This window comes from Candidatus Cloacimonas sp., assembly GCA_039680785.1.
Classification (GTDB): Bacteria; Cloacimonadota; Cloacimonadia; order Cloacimonadales; family Cloacimonadaceae; genus Cloacimonas.
The window spans coordinates 1-15,445 of the sequence record JBDKSF010000036.1; the positions used below are offsets into that span (position 1 = coordinate 1).

General features: G+C 38.4%; 11 protein-coding genes. All 11 read left to right on the forward strand.

Features of this window, described 5'->3' with window-relative positions:
- The coding region (gene rlmN, locus ABFC98_02040) for a 23S rRNA (adenine(2503)-C(2))-methyltransferase RlmN (protein MEN6444808.1) at nt 1-1,016 on the forward strand (1,016 nt) is incomplete at its 5' end.
- Between the two features lie 2 nt (nt 1,017-1,018).
- Nucleotides 1,019-1,795, forward strand: a complete 777-nt coding sequence (gene deoC / locus ABFC98_02045; GenBank protein ID MEN6444809.1) for a deoxyribose-phosphate aldolase — start codon at nt 1,019-1,021, stop codon at nt 1,793-1,795.
- A gap of 11 nt (nt 1,796-1,806) precedes the next feature.
- A complete protein-coding gene (gene thyX, locus ABFC98_02050) occupies nt 1,807-3,228 on the forward strand; it encodes an FAD-dependent thymidylate synthase (GenBank protein MEN6444810.1) in 1,422 nt (473 codons plus the stop codon).
- 301 nt (nt 3,229-3,529) lie between these two features.
- Nucleotides 3,530-4,987: a Do family serine endopeptidase gene (locus tag ABFC98_02055; GenBank protein MEN6444811.1), complete on the forward strand. Its 1,458-nt coding sequence runs from the start codon at nt 3,530-3,532 to the stop codon at nt 4,985-4,987.
- Nucleotides 4,988-5,503: 516 nt separating this feature from the next.
- A complete protein-coding gene (gene hydF, locus ABFC98_02060) occupies nt 5,504-6,841 on the forward strand; it encodes a [FeFe] hydrogenase H-cluster maturation GTPase HydF (GenBank protein ID MEN6444812.1) in 1,338 nt (445 codons plus the stop codon).
- Nucleotides 6,841-7,632, forward strand: coding sequence for a nitrilase-related carbon-nitrogen hydrolase (locus tag ABFC98_02065; GenBank protein MEN6444813.1), 792 nt, complete (start codon nt 6,841-6,843; stop codon nt 7,630-7,632). Before hydF ends, ABFC98_02065 begins: the two co-directional genes overlap by 1 nt.
- Complete coding sequence (gene ligA, locus ABFC98_02070; protein ID MEN6444814.1) at nt 7,629-9,632, forward strand: NAD-dependent DNA ligase LigA; 2,004 nt, start codon at nt 7,629-7,631, stop codon at nt 9,630-9,632. Before ABFC98_02065 ends, ligA begins: the two co-directional genes overlap by 4 nt.
- A complete protein-coding gene (locus ABFC98_02075; GenBank protein MEN6444815.1) occupies nt 9,629-10,957 on the forward strand; it encodes an LptF/LptG family permease in 1,329 nt (442 codons plus the stop codon). Before ligA ends, ABFC98_02075 begins: the two co-directional genes overlap by 4 nt.
- A gap of 1 nt (nt 10,958) precedes the next feature.
- Nucleotides 10,959-12,047 carry an LPS export ABC transporter permease LptG gene (gene lptG, locus ABFC98_02080; GenBank protein ID MEN6444816.1) on the forward strand — a complete coding sequence of 363 codons (1,089 nt, stop codon included), beginning with the start codon at nt 10,959-10,961 and terminating at the stop codon, nt 12,045-12,047.
- A gap of 134 nt (nt 12,048-12,181) precedes the next feature.
- Nucleotides 12,182-14,260 (forward strand): FAD-dependent oxidoreductase, encoded by a 2,079-nt coding sequence (locus tag ABFC98_02085; GenBank protein ID MEN6444817.1) that lies wholly within the window; start codon nt 12,182-12,184, stop codon nt 14,258-14,260.
- The gene (locus ABFC98_02090) at nt 14,257-15,411 is read left to right on the forward strand and encodes an FAD-binding oxidoreductase (protein MEN6444818.1); all 1,155 of its coding nucleotides are present in this window, start codon (nt 14,257-14,259) and stop codon (nt 15,409-15,411) included. Before ABFC98_02085 ends, ABFC98_02090 begins: the two co-directional genes overlap by 4 nt.
- Nucleotides 15,412-15,445 lie beyond the last annotated feature (34 nt).

Below are 15,445 nucleotides of genomic sequence, written 5' to 3' on the forward strand. Positions count from 1 at the left end.
CAGATTTGGCAGAAAACATTATCTCTTTACAACCGGATATACCTGTTTATAGAACAAAACAGATACTATCTTGGCTATACAAATCACTAATAAATGATCCAGATGCTATGACCAATCTGCCTCAGCAGATAAAACTTTTGCTGAAAGATAACTATTCTTTTTTCTTACCTGAAGTTGATGCGATGGTAGTTTCCAAAGATAGATCAATAAAATATCGTTTACGCTTGGAAGATGGTGAATTAATTGAAAGTGTTCTAATTCCGGCAGCTAAGAAAAATACCCTCTGCATTTCCACTCAAGTTGGATGCGCACATAATTGTCAGTTTTGTTCTACCGGTAAAATGGGTTTTATCCGCAATTTACAAAGTTATGAAATTGTTGGTCAGGTTATAAATGCAGCAAGTTATTTAAAAAATAACGGATCGTCTCATCTTACCAATCTGGTTTTTATGGGGATGGGTGAACCAATGGATAACTTGGAAAATGTATTAGATGCCCTAAAAATGCTACAAAGTAATGAAGGCCTATCCATTAGTCCCCGGCATATAACAATTTCCACTTGTGGAGTAGTTCCTGGCATTATCTCTCTTGCCAATAGCGGCATCAAAGTAAAACTGGCGCTTTCTTTAAATTCTGCCATAGAATCCAAAAGAAAAGAACTAATGCCAATATGCAAACAATATAACCTGCTGGAATTGAAACAGGCATTGCTTTATTATCAAAGAAACAGTACCTACCGAGTTACCATAGAATATATTCTTTTTGCTGGTTACAATATGGGCAATGAGGACTTGGCTGCTTTGCGTAAATATATCGGAGACATTTCCTGTAAAATAAATTTCATTCCTTTCAATGTAGACGGAAAATCAAAATTTAGAGCTCCCACCGAAGCTGAGATAACGGACTTTATGCAGAGAGCTCAAATCCTTCCCCAGGCAATAACATTACGCAAAAGCAGAGGTTCAGATATTTTAGGCGCATGCGGACAGCTTGCCAATAGTAATCAAGGAGATTAGCTATGAAAGACATTTCAAAAATTGCCATAGACCTTTTGGGAGACAATCATCCCGCCCAATGCGGAGGAGGACATAAAATATGTTTGAATTGTTTTAAATGCCATTTAAAATATCCTGACAGAGTTTATGATCCATCTCTTAATTTGGCTTCCTATATAGATGCCACCTTACTAAAAGCCGACGCCAGCAAAAAGAACATTGAAGAACTTTGCAATACGGCAAACCAATATAAAACCGCATCCGTATGCGTTAATTCCTTTTTTATCCCACTGGCAAACACACTACTGGAAAAACCGGTCATTTCCTGCACGGTCATTAATTTTCCTTTGGGTGCCTCTAATATCAATGCAGTGGCTTATGAAGCAGAGTCCGTTTTAAAAGAGGGAGCAAAAGAAGTTGATCTGGTTCAAAATTTAAGTGCTTTACTAAGTGGAGATTATGATACTGACTTGCAGACCATCCAAAATGTAGTGATATTATGTAAAGAGCATAAAGCACTGTTAAAAGTTATTCTGGAAACCTGCTATTTAACGGAAGAACAAATAATCATCAGTTCCCTGCTGGCTAAAAAAGCAGGCGCTGATTTTATCAAGACCTCTACTGGTTTTGGAACCGCTGGGGCAACAGTAGAAAATATCGCTTTAATGAGAAAAGTGGTTGGCCCAAAAATCGGTGTGAAAGCAGCGGGGGGCATTAAAACAAAAGAACAAGCATTGGCAATGCTAAATGCAGGAGCCAATAGAATTGGTGCTTCCAATGTTACAGCCATCTTAAAATAAAGGTTATCACTATGAAAGTTAATATTGCCGGATTCAATATCGATAAAGAGCTTGTGGACAAACTGAACAGTTCCATAGCCACACCAGAACTAATTTCTGCCTCTTACGCCAGAATAAGTCGCAGCAATAAAAGCATTGAAGAGCTTCGCAAAGAAGCGCTTACAGAACTGGAAAAAGCCCGCAAAACCAATACTGATATTATTTTTGAAATGGGACACAGTTCCGTAGCTGAACATGCTGTTTTTAATATTGACATTGTAGGAATTTCCAGAGTGCTTACGGAATTGGTTCAGCGCAGCAGAATTGCCTCTTTTACAGAAAAATCTCAAAGATATGTAACTTTTAACAAGGATTATGTAGTTCCTGCGGAATTTGCCAATAGACCAAAGTTGAAAAAGCCCTATAAGCAAATGATGGATTCTCTTTTTCAGGAATATGAGCTCTGTTTTAATGCTTTGAACGAATTGTATAAGACCCAAAAACCCAAATTAAAAACAAAGGAAAGAGAATGTCTTGCCAAAGAGGATGCGCGTTATATTTTGCCTCTTTCTACCAAAACTCAAATGGGTATGACCATCAATGCCCGCAGTTTGGAAAATTTACTGAGGCGTTTAGCTAAACATCCTTTCCAAGAAGCGGACGAACTAAAAGAACTTCTTCTCCAAAATGTTTCAGCCATAGCTCCATCTTTAATTCGCTACACGGAAGATTCTCAATACGACGGAAAGATTGATCTGGAAAAAGTAGGTTTTAGCGGTTTTTTGCAACAGGAACTTCCCTGGGTTAAAGAACTGGATATGGCTAATAAACTGAAAGTAATAAGTGTTCCGGATAATGCCGATGACAAAGTTTTAGCTGCCATAATCTATCAGCAGGGAGAACTTGATTGGAATGAAACCCTCGAGACCGTTTCCCATTTACCCCGCGTAATTAAACAGCAGCTCTGGAACCAGGTTTTTCGTAATCTTAAGCCCTGGCATAAAGTTCCTCGCGCCTTTGAAATTGTTGATTTCGTTTTTGAATTAACAATGAGCGAAAGCTGCTGGGCTCAATTCAAGCGTCATCGTTATTGCACTATTTTACGCAAAGGCAGCAGTTCATTTGTAGCCAAAATTCCACCTGCCATTAAAGCAATTAAGCGAGAAAAAATATGGAGCGATTTAAATAATGAACTAAGCCGTTTAGGAAGTTCCCTCCCTCCTAAATTTGCTTATTTAACTCCTTATTTTAGAACTAATGCTTCGCTTGTTACTATTTTGGTTAAGATGAATCTGCGCGAAATTTATCATTTTACGCGTCTGCGCAGTGACGAAAATGCTCAGTGGGAAATAAGAGAAATATCCCAACTAATGACAAAACAAGTAAAAAATGCTGCGCCGCAAGCAAGTGTTTTACTCTGTGGCAAAAGTGAATTTAAAAATCCCTATGCCTGATCCTTTCTTCTTTTTAGACAAATATTAGATTGGGATAGTCACCTAATTCCAATATAGCAAAATAATGTAGCTGCTATTTTCCTGAACTCAATAACCATTTGGTATATATGAAGTTACTTACTCATTTTTCCATAGAGGCATTGTTTTAGTTAAATTTGATAATTTTCTACTTGACTGCAAGGCCTCATTCGATTATTATGTTTATAAAATAATTTTTTTCGGGTTTTCCCGCAGGTTTTTTTTCTTTCCCAAGTATAACATACAGGAAAATTCTATACTTAAAAAACAAGGAGATTAAATTATGAAAATGTGGAAACAATTATTCCTGGTGCTGATGACATTATCTGTTATGAGTTGCGCCACAGCGAAAGATAATATGATCGACCTCAATAGTCCCAATCCTGTAGTGGAAGTAGTAAAAAATGTGCGCGAGGCGGTTGTTCAAATCAGAGTTGAGGCAAAAGTGACCGTTCAAAATTATATGAATCCCTTCTCTGACGATCCCTGGTTCCGTCAATTTTTCCAGTTTCCTCAAGAACAAACTCGCCCCATCGTCTCTTTAGGTAGCGGTTTTATTTATGAATATAATGCCTCCACTCGTGAAGCATTTATTCTTACCAATAACCATGTTGTGGAAAAAGGTCGGGAAGGAACAATCACTGTAACTATGGCAGATAAAGTTGTTTACACGGGTTCTGTAGTTGGTTTAGACCCCAGCACAGATGTAGCCGTTATCAAAGTTGTAGTTAAAGAAGGCGAAAAAGTGACCGTTGCACCTTTAGGAGATTCCGATAAACTCCAAATCGGAGAATGGGCAATCGCCATAGGTAATCCTTTCAGCGAAGGACTGGATCGAACAGTTACTTTGGGTGTTATATCAGCCACGAGCAGAGCCAATTTAAATTTGGGTGAAAATTCTCCCATATATCAGGATTTCATCCAAACCGATGCAGCCATCAATAGTGGTAACAGTGGCGGACCTCTTTTAAATATCAAAGGCGAGGTCATAGGTATCAATTCAGCTTTGGCAAGCACTAATGGAGGCAATGTCGGCATCGGTTTTGCCATTCCCATCAATCTTGCTAAGCGAGTTGTGCAAGATCTTGTTGCCAGTGGAAAAGTTACCCGTGCCTACATCGGCATTTTACCCCAGGAAATAACCCCGGATATTATGGAAGCTTACGGTTTGAAAGAAGTTGCCGGAGTCCTTGTTACCAAAGTGGAAAAGGATTCTCCCGCCGATAAAGCCGGCATTCACGAAGAAGATATCATTACTGAAATTAACGGTGAAAAAGTAACCAGTGTGCCTAAATTCCGCATTGCCATCGCTACTGCCAAAGTAGGACAAGAACTTCCTCTCAAAATTGTGCGTGATAGAAAAGAAATATCTGTGCGCGTCGTTTTAGAAGCATATCCCGAAGATATTGTCGCAGCCAACGATAATGCAAAAGGAGGACCGGCCACAGGTATCAGCGTAGAATCAATTGATAGCCAAGCAGCCAAGCGTTTAAATGTCACCAGCGATAAGGGTGTGGTAGTTACTAAAGTGGAACCAAATTCTCCCGCCGCCAAGTCCGGATTAAAAGTCGGCTATGTCATCATTAAAATTGAAGGCAAAGAAATTAATAGCCCCAAAGAATTCAATACTGAGCTGGAAATAGCCAAAACCAATATGGATAAAGAAAACCGCAAGACCATTCGGCTTTATGTGCTGGATACTAATAAACAGCCCTCGGTAGTAATTCTAAAATTTGAATAAATAAGAATGTTCAACCCATATTTAAGCGGAAGGTTATTGCCTTCCGCTTTTTTTTAAATATTTCTCTGAAATCCTTTTATCCCGTGCATTGGCTTGATAGTTTTCATTAGTTACAGCAGTAATTATCTATCTGGAAAGCCCCAAAAAGCTGTGTTTTTTGCGTCCGCATCAGACATATTTACTGCTCCCTAAAAGGCATTTTTTTAATTGGACAAAATTCATCCTTCTATTGTAAGCTAATTTCTTGCTATTTAGTAAATTGTCTTATAACGCCGTAACGCTTCCGTAACACTTCTCTAACTTCGTTACTGCATTGTAAGAGATATGTTACTGGATTATTACTTTAGCGAGCAAGCTGAATATTACCAATGCTCTGCCTCAGTGAAGTGAGCCAGAAAGTAAAGTTTTACAGATGCTTGCTGAACGAATAAAAATATCAACTAACCGTAAAAAGAACTTGACTAATACTGAACTTCTTTATATAAGGAATAAGCTAAAATTGGAAAAGGAGAATATATGAGCTCTGCACCCCGAGGTGAACGCTTAATTATAGCCATAATCGGAAAACGCAATGCCGGCAAAAGCAGTTTGATAAACGCCATAGTCGGTCAGGAAATAGCTATTGTTTCCGATATTGCCGGCACAACTACAGACCCAGTTGATAAACATTATGAACTTCTGCCTTTGGGTCCCGTAACTTTTTATGATACTGCCGGAGTTGATGATAGCGGTGAATTGGGCTTAAAAAGAGTGCAGGCGACTCAAAAAATACTCTACCGTGCCGACATAGCAATTTTCGTTTCCGACGGGAAACCCTTTACTAAAGCCGAATTGGATATAATAGCTAAAATTATGCGAATGGAATTGCCTATTCTGGTTGTATTTAATAAAAGTGACCAAAACCCAGCCAGCCCGGAAAACATTGCCTTCTGCAAACAAAATGCTTTGCCTTATTTAAGCGTTTCTTCCGTTACTAAAGAGGGCATAAACGAATGCAAAGACAAAATTATCCAACTGGCACCCGAAATTTTAAAAGTGAATAGAATTATTGCTGGCGACCTGGTAAAACCGGGTGAAAATGTTATCTTAGTTACTCCTATTGATTCTTCCGCTCCCAAAGGTAGGTTAATTTTACCTCAGGTTGAGACCTTGCGCGATTTGCTGGACCGAAATTGTAGCGTGACTGTTTTACAGCCATCCGAATTAAAATCTGCTTTAGATAATGGAAATGAACCACCGGCATTGGTAATAACCGATTCTCAGGCAATTGAATTTGTGGCAAAAACAGTGCCTAAGGAAATTCCTTTAACCACTTTCTCCATTCTTTTTGCACGCTACAAAGGTGAACTGGATATCCTTTGGGAAGGCGTTAACCGCCTGAAAACCTTAAAAGATGGCGATAAAATTTTGATTGCTGAGGCCTGCTCTCATCACATTCAAAAAGATGATATAGGTAGAGTTAAAATCCCTTACTGGATGAAGAATTTCAGCCATAAGGATCTGATTTTTGAGGTCTATGCGGGACACGATTTTCCAGAAAATCTGGAAGAGTATGCGGTTTGCGTCCATTGTGGTGGATGTATGATTACTTCTATGGAAATGAACAGACGCATTATGGAATGTCATAGACGCGGAGTTCCCATCACCAATTACGGAATGACCATTTCTTTATTGCAAGGTGTTTTGGAGAGAACAATGCAGCCCTTGCTGAAGGATAAAAATGATAAGTACCAAAATCCCGATTGGGCAAATTCTGGAAGCGGAGTTACAAATGAAAATGTCTCCGAGGCAGCGTGCAAATCAGAAATTAATAATTCCTTATCTTCCTCTCCCATAAAGGATAATAAAGAATAATGAAGGTCTCGGCTTTACAATTTGCTCCCCGCTTGCTAAATAAGGAATATAATCTTAAACGCATATCTGAATTACTTATAAAGCTAAAAACTGATTTAATAGTTCTGCCGGAACTATGCTTAAGCGGTTATGTTTTTGCCTCTAAATCCGAGGTTTTATCTGTTGCTGAAGAAGCAGGTAAAGGAGAAGCATTTGATTTGCTAACTAACATTGCAGTAACAAATAACTGTGATATAGTTTATGGATATCCTGAAGTTTGTGGTGATAAACTCTTTAATTCCTGTATGTTAATTATGCCTGATGGTAGATATTATAATTATCGTAAGACGCATCTATTCAACCGCGAAAAATTATTTTTTAGTCCTGGCGATACAGGTTTTCAAGTGTTTACGAACACAAATGGGATAAAAATAGGGATGATGATTTGTTTTGACTGGCAGTTTCCTGAAGCGGCAAGGACTCTTGCTCTCTCTGGAGCACAAATTATTTGCCATCCTGCCAATTTAGTTTTGCCCTGGTGTCAGGAAGCGATGAAAATTCGCTGTCTGGAAAATCGTGTATTTGCCATAACGGCTAATAGAATTGGGACAGAATCTAATGCAGGAGTTACAGTTAGCTTTACAGGTAGAAGCCAAATTCTCAATACCAAAGGTGAAGTTCTTTCTGCACTGTCAGTTAACGAAGAAAATATATCAACGGCAGAAATAAAACCAGATGAAGCAAACGACAAAACCATAACTGAACTCAATGATGCCTTTGAAGATAGACGACCGGAGTTTTATCGCTTATGAATAATGCGGAATTAAAAGCGAAAATTGCTAAGCTTAGAGCTGAAATAGAACATCATAATCAGCTTTATTATCAATTTGCCAAACCGGAAATCAGCGATTATGAATATGATATGCTGGTTAAACAGCTGCAGGAATTGGAAGCACAAAATGCGGGAACTTCGATGGAAGAATCTCCCATTCAAAAAGTTGGTAGTGATTTAACGCCCGGAGCTAAAACCATACCTCATAAAGTTCGGATGGCAAGTTTGGAAAATGCCTATTCTCTGGAAGAGGTATTGGCTTTTATGAATAGGACAAATAATGAGCTGAACTATAATAGCGAATATTGTGCTGAATTGAAGATAGACGGATTTAGCATCAATCTTTATTATGAAAACGGCAGCTTGATTTATGCCACTACCCGAGGAAATGGTTTGGAAGGTGAAGATGTTACGGAAAATTTTCGCTTGCTACCTGATGTTCCTTTTAGCATTGATTATAAAGAGCCCATCGAAATCAGGGGAGAAATATATATGCCGGTGCAAGATTTTCTGGCTCTGAATGAAATCCGGAGAGAAAATGAACAAAAAACCTTTGCTAATCCTCGTAACGCTGCCGCCGGCTCCATAAAGTTAAAAAATGCACAAGAAGTGAAATCCAGACATCTAAAAGCATTATTTTATGCTTTGGGCTATTACAAAATACCTTTACAATATAAAAACACCATAATTGAAACTCAGTATCAGCTGTTAGATTTTTTAGCGAGTATAGGGTTTCCTACTGGAAAAAGATTACTCTGCAAAAATTATCAAGAAGTGGAAAAGTTCTGTCTGCAAACGGAACAAGAACGCTATACCCTGCCTTATGATATAGATGGCATTGTAATTAAAGTAAATAATCTGGAAGATCAAAAACGCTTGGGTTGGACAGCTAAAAGTCCTAAATGGGCTGTTGCCTATAAATTTAAACCCGAAGAAAAAGAGACCATCTTGGAATCGGTTAGTTTTCAGGTTGGTAGAACCGGTGCAGTAACTCCTGTGGCAAATTTAAAACCAGTTTATATTTCTGGTAGCACTGTTTCGCATTCTACTTTGCATAATGCAGATGAAATCAAACGGCTAAATTTGCATTATGGAGATACTGTTCTGGTAGTTAAAAGCGGAGAAATAATCCCTAAAATTCTGTCCGTAAACTTAAGTAAACGCCCTATTGATGCTAAACCAGTTGAATTTCCAGTTAACTGTCCAGTTTGTAATACTCCTCTTGAACGCGATGAAGAAGGCAGTATAAATTATTGTCCCAATGCTAATTGCTCGGCTCAAATTCAGCGTAAACTGGAACATTTTGTTTCTCGCGAAGCAATGGATATTTATGGTTTAGGCAGTTCTTTAATTGCTCGTTTGATCGAAACGGATCAAATAAAAAGCATTCCCGATATCTATCATCTTGATTATGCTAAAATTGCAGATATGGATAGAATGGGCAAAAAGTCCGCTGACAACTTACAGAAAGCCATTGAAGCATCCAAAAACAAGAATTTTGATAGAGTGCTTTTCGCATTGGGAATACGACATATTGGCTCAATTACAGCCAGAACAATAGCTCAACATTTTAACAACATTGATGCTTTAATAAAAGCAACGGAAGAAGACCTGTTAACTGTCCCCGACATTGGTTCTATCATAGCCCAGTCAATAATTAGTTTCTTCGCTCAACCCAAAAACCTGGAAATGATAGATGCCTTGAAAGAAGTTGGCTTGCAATTTTCATATAAAAGTGAGCAAAGCTCGGATATCTTAGCCAACAAGACCTTTTTAATAACTGGAACTCTGCCTTCCTATGGACGAAAAGAAATGGAAACTATCATAATGGAACACGGAGGCAAAATCTTAAGCGGAGTAAGTAAACAATTAAATTACCTTGTAGTAGGTGAAAATCCCGGTTCCAAACTGGACAAAGCGCGCCAAATGGGAACTGTGCAAATTATCAGTGAAGCGGAACTAATGGATATGCTGAAATGAAGATTCTCAAACGATATATCCTGAAAGAGCATATTGCTCCTTTTTTAATCGCTTTGATGGTAGTAACTTTTGTGCTGCTAAGCGATAGGATTATTGATTTATTGAACCTGATCATAGAAAAAAAACTCCCTTGGCAAACGATCTTTGAGCTTTTTGGTTTGTCGCTGCCCTATATGCTTGCCCTATCTATACCCATGGCAGTTTTAGTTGCTACAATTCTTGCTTTTGGAAGAATGAGCGTTGATAGGGAAATTACAGCCATAAAATCAAGCGGAATTAATGTCTATTCACTTATTGGGCCTCTTGTAATAGTTGCCATATTGCTATCTGGACTAATGGTTTATTTCAATCACTGGTTTTTGCCCGATACTAATCATAAATTAAAGAACCTAATGCTGAAAATTGCTTACTATAAACCAATGACCATTATCAAAGAAAGAGAATTTACCAACTTTATGGATTATACTATCTATACGAATGAGGCAACTGATTCTTTACTAACGGATGTATTAATCTATGATAGAAGTAAAACACATTATCCTCGAACTATTTTTGCCAAAACCGGAAATGTCATTCAAAAAGACAATGGAAATGCTTTGCAAATCATATTAAATAACGGTGAAATGCATGAACGCAATGAAAAAGAAACCGGAAAATATCAAAAAACGACCTTCACTCGCTATGTAATAAATGTCCGCAACTTAGGCAGTAATGTTGATATGTTTGAGACGGGCTATAGAAGCGATAGAGAAATGACCTACAATCAAATAGTAGCCGCTATTGCCGGGCACAAAAAAGAACTGAAGGAAAGACAACAGGAAATAGAAACCTTGAATCAGCGCATCGAACTAATGCAAAAAAGCTCTCCCAGTTTTAATCGCAATATGCAATTGCGACGCTTGCAAGCAATGCAAAAAATGGCTAAGGATCGAGCTGAAGAATTAAAAGAATTGATCAGCTCTTTACAGGTGGAATATCATAAAAAGTTCTCTCTTTCTTTTGCTATCGTAATCTTTATTTTAATTGGCATTCCACTTGGGCTAATGACACGCACCAGTGGGATAGGTATGTCTTTTTCGGTTTCTTCCGTAATTTTTCTGGTCTATTATATCGCTCTAAATGCAGGTGAACAACTTGCCGATAAAGGAAATATTCCTCCTTTCATTTCTATGTGGTTAGCCAATATAGTATTTTTACTTTTGGCAATTCTGTTAATTAACGGCTCCATCAAAGAGAAAAGAATTATTGATATGCCAACTTTAATGTGGAAAATTAAACACTTTCGCAGTAGAAAATCTCCCGTCCCAGATGAGATAGTGCATTAAAATGAAAATCATAGATAAATATATAACCCGTGAGTTTCTGCGTACCTATTTAATAATCTTCTTATCTTTCGTAGCCATATTTATTGTAATAGATGTGATAGATAATCTACCTCGTTTAATTCGTAACGGTGCAAATGTCCAACAGGCAACTATATACTATTTAATGCGGTTACCTTATTTGCTTGTCTTAACATCTCCCGTCACAGTTCTTTTGGCTGGTCTGTTTATGATGAGTGCACTCTCCAAACATAATGAAAGTATAGCTATTCGAGCTGCTGGAATTAGCATTAAAAGAGCTATGCTGCCTCTCTTCGGTATCGGACTGATAATCAGTGTAATCGTGGCTTTATTTGGAGAATATGTAGTCCCTTGGGCAGAAACCACCAAAAATTATGTTTATAATGTGCAAATCAAGGGCCAGCAACCTGATGATCAAATGTTGAAAGCCAGAATTCATTATAAAGGAAAAGCCAACGATTTTTACTACTTCGGTTTTTTTGATGGCTATAAGAATAACCTGAAAATTATAGACCTCACCCGCATTGATTTTAAGACCCATCAAATAAGTGAACACATAACAGCCGCTTCTGCTGATTGGAATGGCAATAGATGGATGTTAAAGGACTGTGATATAAGACGCTTTGCGAATGGACGGCAGGTCTTTATGGCTCACTATCCAGAAACCGATTTGGTAGTTTTGGATGTTCAACCGCAGGATTTTGTGCGAATTACTCAAAAGACGCTATCTCTTAATTTTTGGCAGCTCAAAGAATACATAAATAGAATGAAAAAGCTGGGTGATAATCCAGCTCGCGAGATCGTAGATTTATATATGAAAATTTCCTTCCCCCTCACTAATCTGATCGTGATCTTTTTTTTCATCCCAATTGCCACTTCCAATATACGTTCTAAAGGCAGAGGACTGATCATAATGCTTGGTTTGGTGGTCTGTTTTACTTATTTAATTGTAGTGAGAATCTGCCAAAGTTTGGGCTACAACAGTGTAATAAGCCCTATTTGGGCTGCCTGGTTTCCTAACCTTTTCTTTTCCCTGATAGGATTGGGTTTCTTATATAAAGCAGAAATTTAATGCCTCGATGGGCATTTTTGCTTGACAAACAGCCAAATAAAAATATTGAGGGTAGATAAATAATATTAGAAGAGTATGAACCAAGCTAATGATGCAAGCTTCATACCCCTTGAATAATAAGGAGTTTAATACAAATGGCAGATAACAATCGTATTGCCATACATCCCATTTTACCAGTGCCCGAAAGGGAGGAAGTATGTTTTTATTGGAATCAGCAAAAAATGAAGGCAAAAAAGGGAGAAATGATTGCTTCCGCTCTTATAGCCAATGGAGTTTCCGTTTTTGGCCATCACCATAAAGATGGCAGCGCTCAAGGCATTTTTTGCGCTAATGGTCAATGTGCTCAATGCAGTGTGATCGCAAATGGTTTAGCCGTTAAATCTTGTATGACCGCTGTTAGTGAAAATATGATAGTGCAATCGCTGGAAGGACTTCCAGTTTTACCTGCGGCTGATAATCCTGTCTCTTTTGAACCTTTGGAACAGATGGAAACCGATGTTCTTATTATTGGAGGAGGCCCTGCGGGACTTTCTGCAGCCATTGAACTTGGTAAACAGAATATCAAAACCCTGCTGATAGACGATAAAAACGCATTGGGCGGAAAGCTGGTTTTGCAAACTCATAAGTTCTTTGGTTCGCAAGCAGATAGCAGTGCTGGAACCAGAGGTATCGAAATTGGCAGAAACCTATCTACAGAACTTGCCAATTATGCAAGTGTGGACATTTGGTTGAATAGCACCGTCGTTTATATTTTCAGCGATAAAAAAGTAGGTATCTTAAAAGATGGTGTGTATAAAATTATTCAACCCAAGCGTATTCTAAATGCTGCCGGCGCCAGAGAAAAATTCTTAAGATTCCCTGGTAATAATTTAGCCGGAATTTATGGTGCAGGTGCTTTTCAAACTCTTGTAAATCGTGATCTTGTGCGCCCTACTAAACGACTTTTTATCATCGGAGGCGGTAATGTAGGTTTAATAGCCGGATATCATTCTTTGCAAGCAGGAATTGATGTTGTTGGCTTAGCGGAAGCATTGCCTGCTTGTGGTGGATATAAAGTTCACGCTGATAAGTTAAAAAGATTTGGAGTTCCGATTTATACTTCTCATTCCATTCTTTGCGCCAATGGAAATGAATCAGTGGAAAGTATAACCATAGCGGAAATTGATAAAAAATTCCAACCCATAGCTGGAACGGAAAAGACCTTTACCTGTGATACAATTTTAATAGCGGTAGGTCTTAATCCTTTAAGTGAATTCACTTTAGAGGCAGAAGCTGCAGGCATACCAATTGACGCAGCCGGTGATGCATTAGAAATTGCAGAAGCAAGTTCGGCAATGTTCAATGGAAAAATAGCCGGCAAAAAAATAGCTTCCATTCTTATGGGAGAAAAACAGAATCCCATTCCTGACGAGTGGTTTAGAAAAGCAGAAGAGCTTAAATCTGCTCCAGGAAAAATCAAGAACTATAATACACCAGAAAAAGAAGAAGGGGTCTTCCCTATTCTGCATTGCCTACAAGAAATACCCTGTAATCCTTGCACAACTGTTTGCCCTACAAATAGTATTCAAACGGAAGATGGCTCTTTAACAGCCGTTCCTGTATATACGGGTTCTTGCATTGGCTGTGGAAAGTGCTTATTAATATGTCCCGGTTTAGCGATCACTTTAGTGGACTATAGAAAAGATAAAGAAAATCCCACTCTCAGCATTGTTTACGAAGTAAGTAACTATCCTGTGAAAGTAGGAGATAAGAAAATACTAAGCGATATAAATTCCAAAGAATTAGGTGAATTTGTCGTTTCCGCAGTCCAGGATTTTCCCAAGCAGCATACTCAAATAGTAAAATTTAAAGTCCCTAAAGCAATTGCTAAAAAAGTAGCTGGGTTCAGAATTCAGGATGCAAATGTTTCTGCACCCTTAGCAAAACCAGTTCTTTTAGATAAAACACCCGATGAAGCAATGGTTTGTTTGTGTGAAAGGGTTAGTGTGGGAGAAGTGCGTAGCTTAATAAGAAAAGGAATTACAGACCTGAATCTGATAAAGGCAATTACCAGAGCAGGAATGGGGCCTTGTGGCTCGAAGACCTGTGAAGTGTTGATAAAGGGTTTGCTTCGAGAAGAAGGCATTTCAGATAACGACATTGTTACTAATACAAAAAGGCCTCTATTTATAGAAATTCCACTGGAGAAATTTCCCGACGGGAGTAAAAAATGAATAAAATATATGATGTAATCGTAATTGGCGCTGGCTCAACAGGACTTCCAACCGCTTATAATTTAGCAAAAGCAGGAATGAAGGTATTAGTTATTGAAGCAGAACACTGTCCCGGACAGGGAAATAACAAAAAAGCCATCGGAGGAGTTCGAGCTACCCATTCCGATTTTGGCAAGATAAGTGTATGCCTGCGTTCAATAGATATTCTAAAGAATTGGCAAAACGAAATGGGCGAGGATATTGGTTGGCTTTCCAATGGCTATAGCTATCCCGCTTATAATGAAAGAGATGCCAAAGCGCTAAAAGACCTGATGCAAATTCAGCTTAGTTTTGGACTAAATATAAAATGGCTTAACGCAGATGAGTATAGTGATATAGTTCCCGGTATTTGGAAAGATGACTTACAAGGTTCCACCTATTCTCCGGAAGATGGTTCTTGCTCTCCCTTACTGGTTTCTGCCGCTTATTTTGAACACTGTAAAAATGAGGGTGTGGAGTTTCATTTTCAGGAAAAAGTTACCGAATTCAATATAGAAAACGGTAAAATAAATAGGGTCATCACCAATAAAGGCATATATTCTTCAGCCAAAGTAGTGAATGCGGCAGGAAGCAATGCTCGTGAAATTGGTTCATTGGCTAATTTGGATTTACCCGTTTTCCCGGAAAATCACGAAGCAGGCATAACTGAACCGGTAGAAAGATTTTTTGGACCTATGGTTATTGATATGCGGTTAGATCCTGGCAGTTCCAATTTCTATTTCTATCAAAATAGTGAAGGACAGGTTGTTTTTTGTATTACTCCCGAACCACCTATAGCAGGAATAGATATCCGTTCCACTTCTGTCTTTTTGCCAATGTGCAGTAAAAGAATGTTGACCATCTATCCCCGTTTGCGCAATTTGAAAGTGCGCAGAACTTGGAGAGGACAGTATCCTATGACTCCGGATGGATTTCCTATTGTGGGAATTATGGAAGAAACAGAAAATTTGATTAATGCAGTGGGAATGTGCGGTCAGGGCTTTATGCTCGGTCCCGGAATGGGTGAATTGGTTACTCGGATCTGTTTGGAAAACACTACTGATAAGGACAGAGAAATACTAAAGAGTTTTGATCCCTACCGTCAATTCACTGGTCAGGAAGCTTTTAAATAGTCGCTTTACTAAAAGTGAATAGTTCGAAAATAGA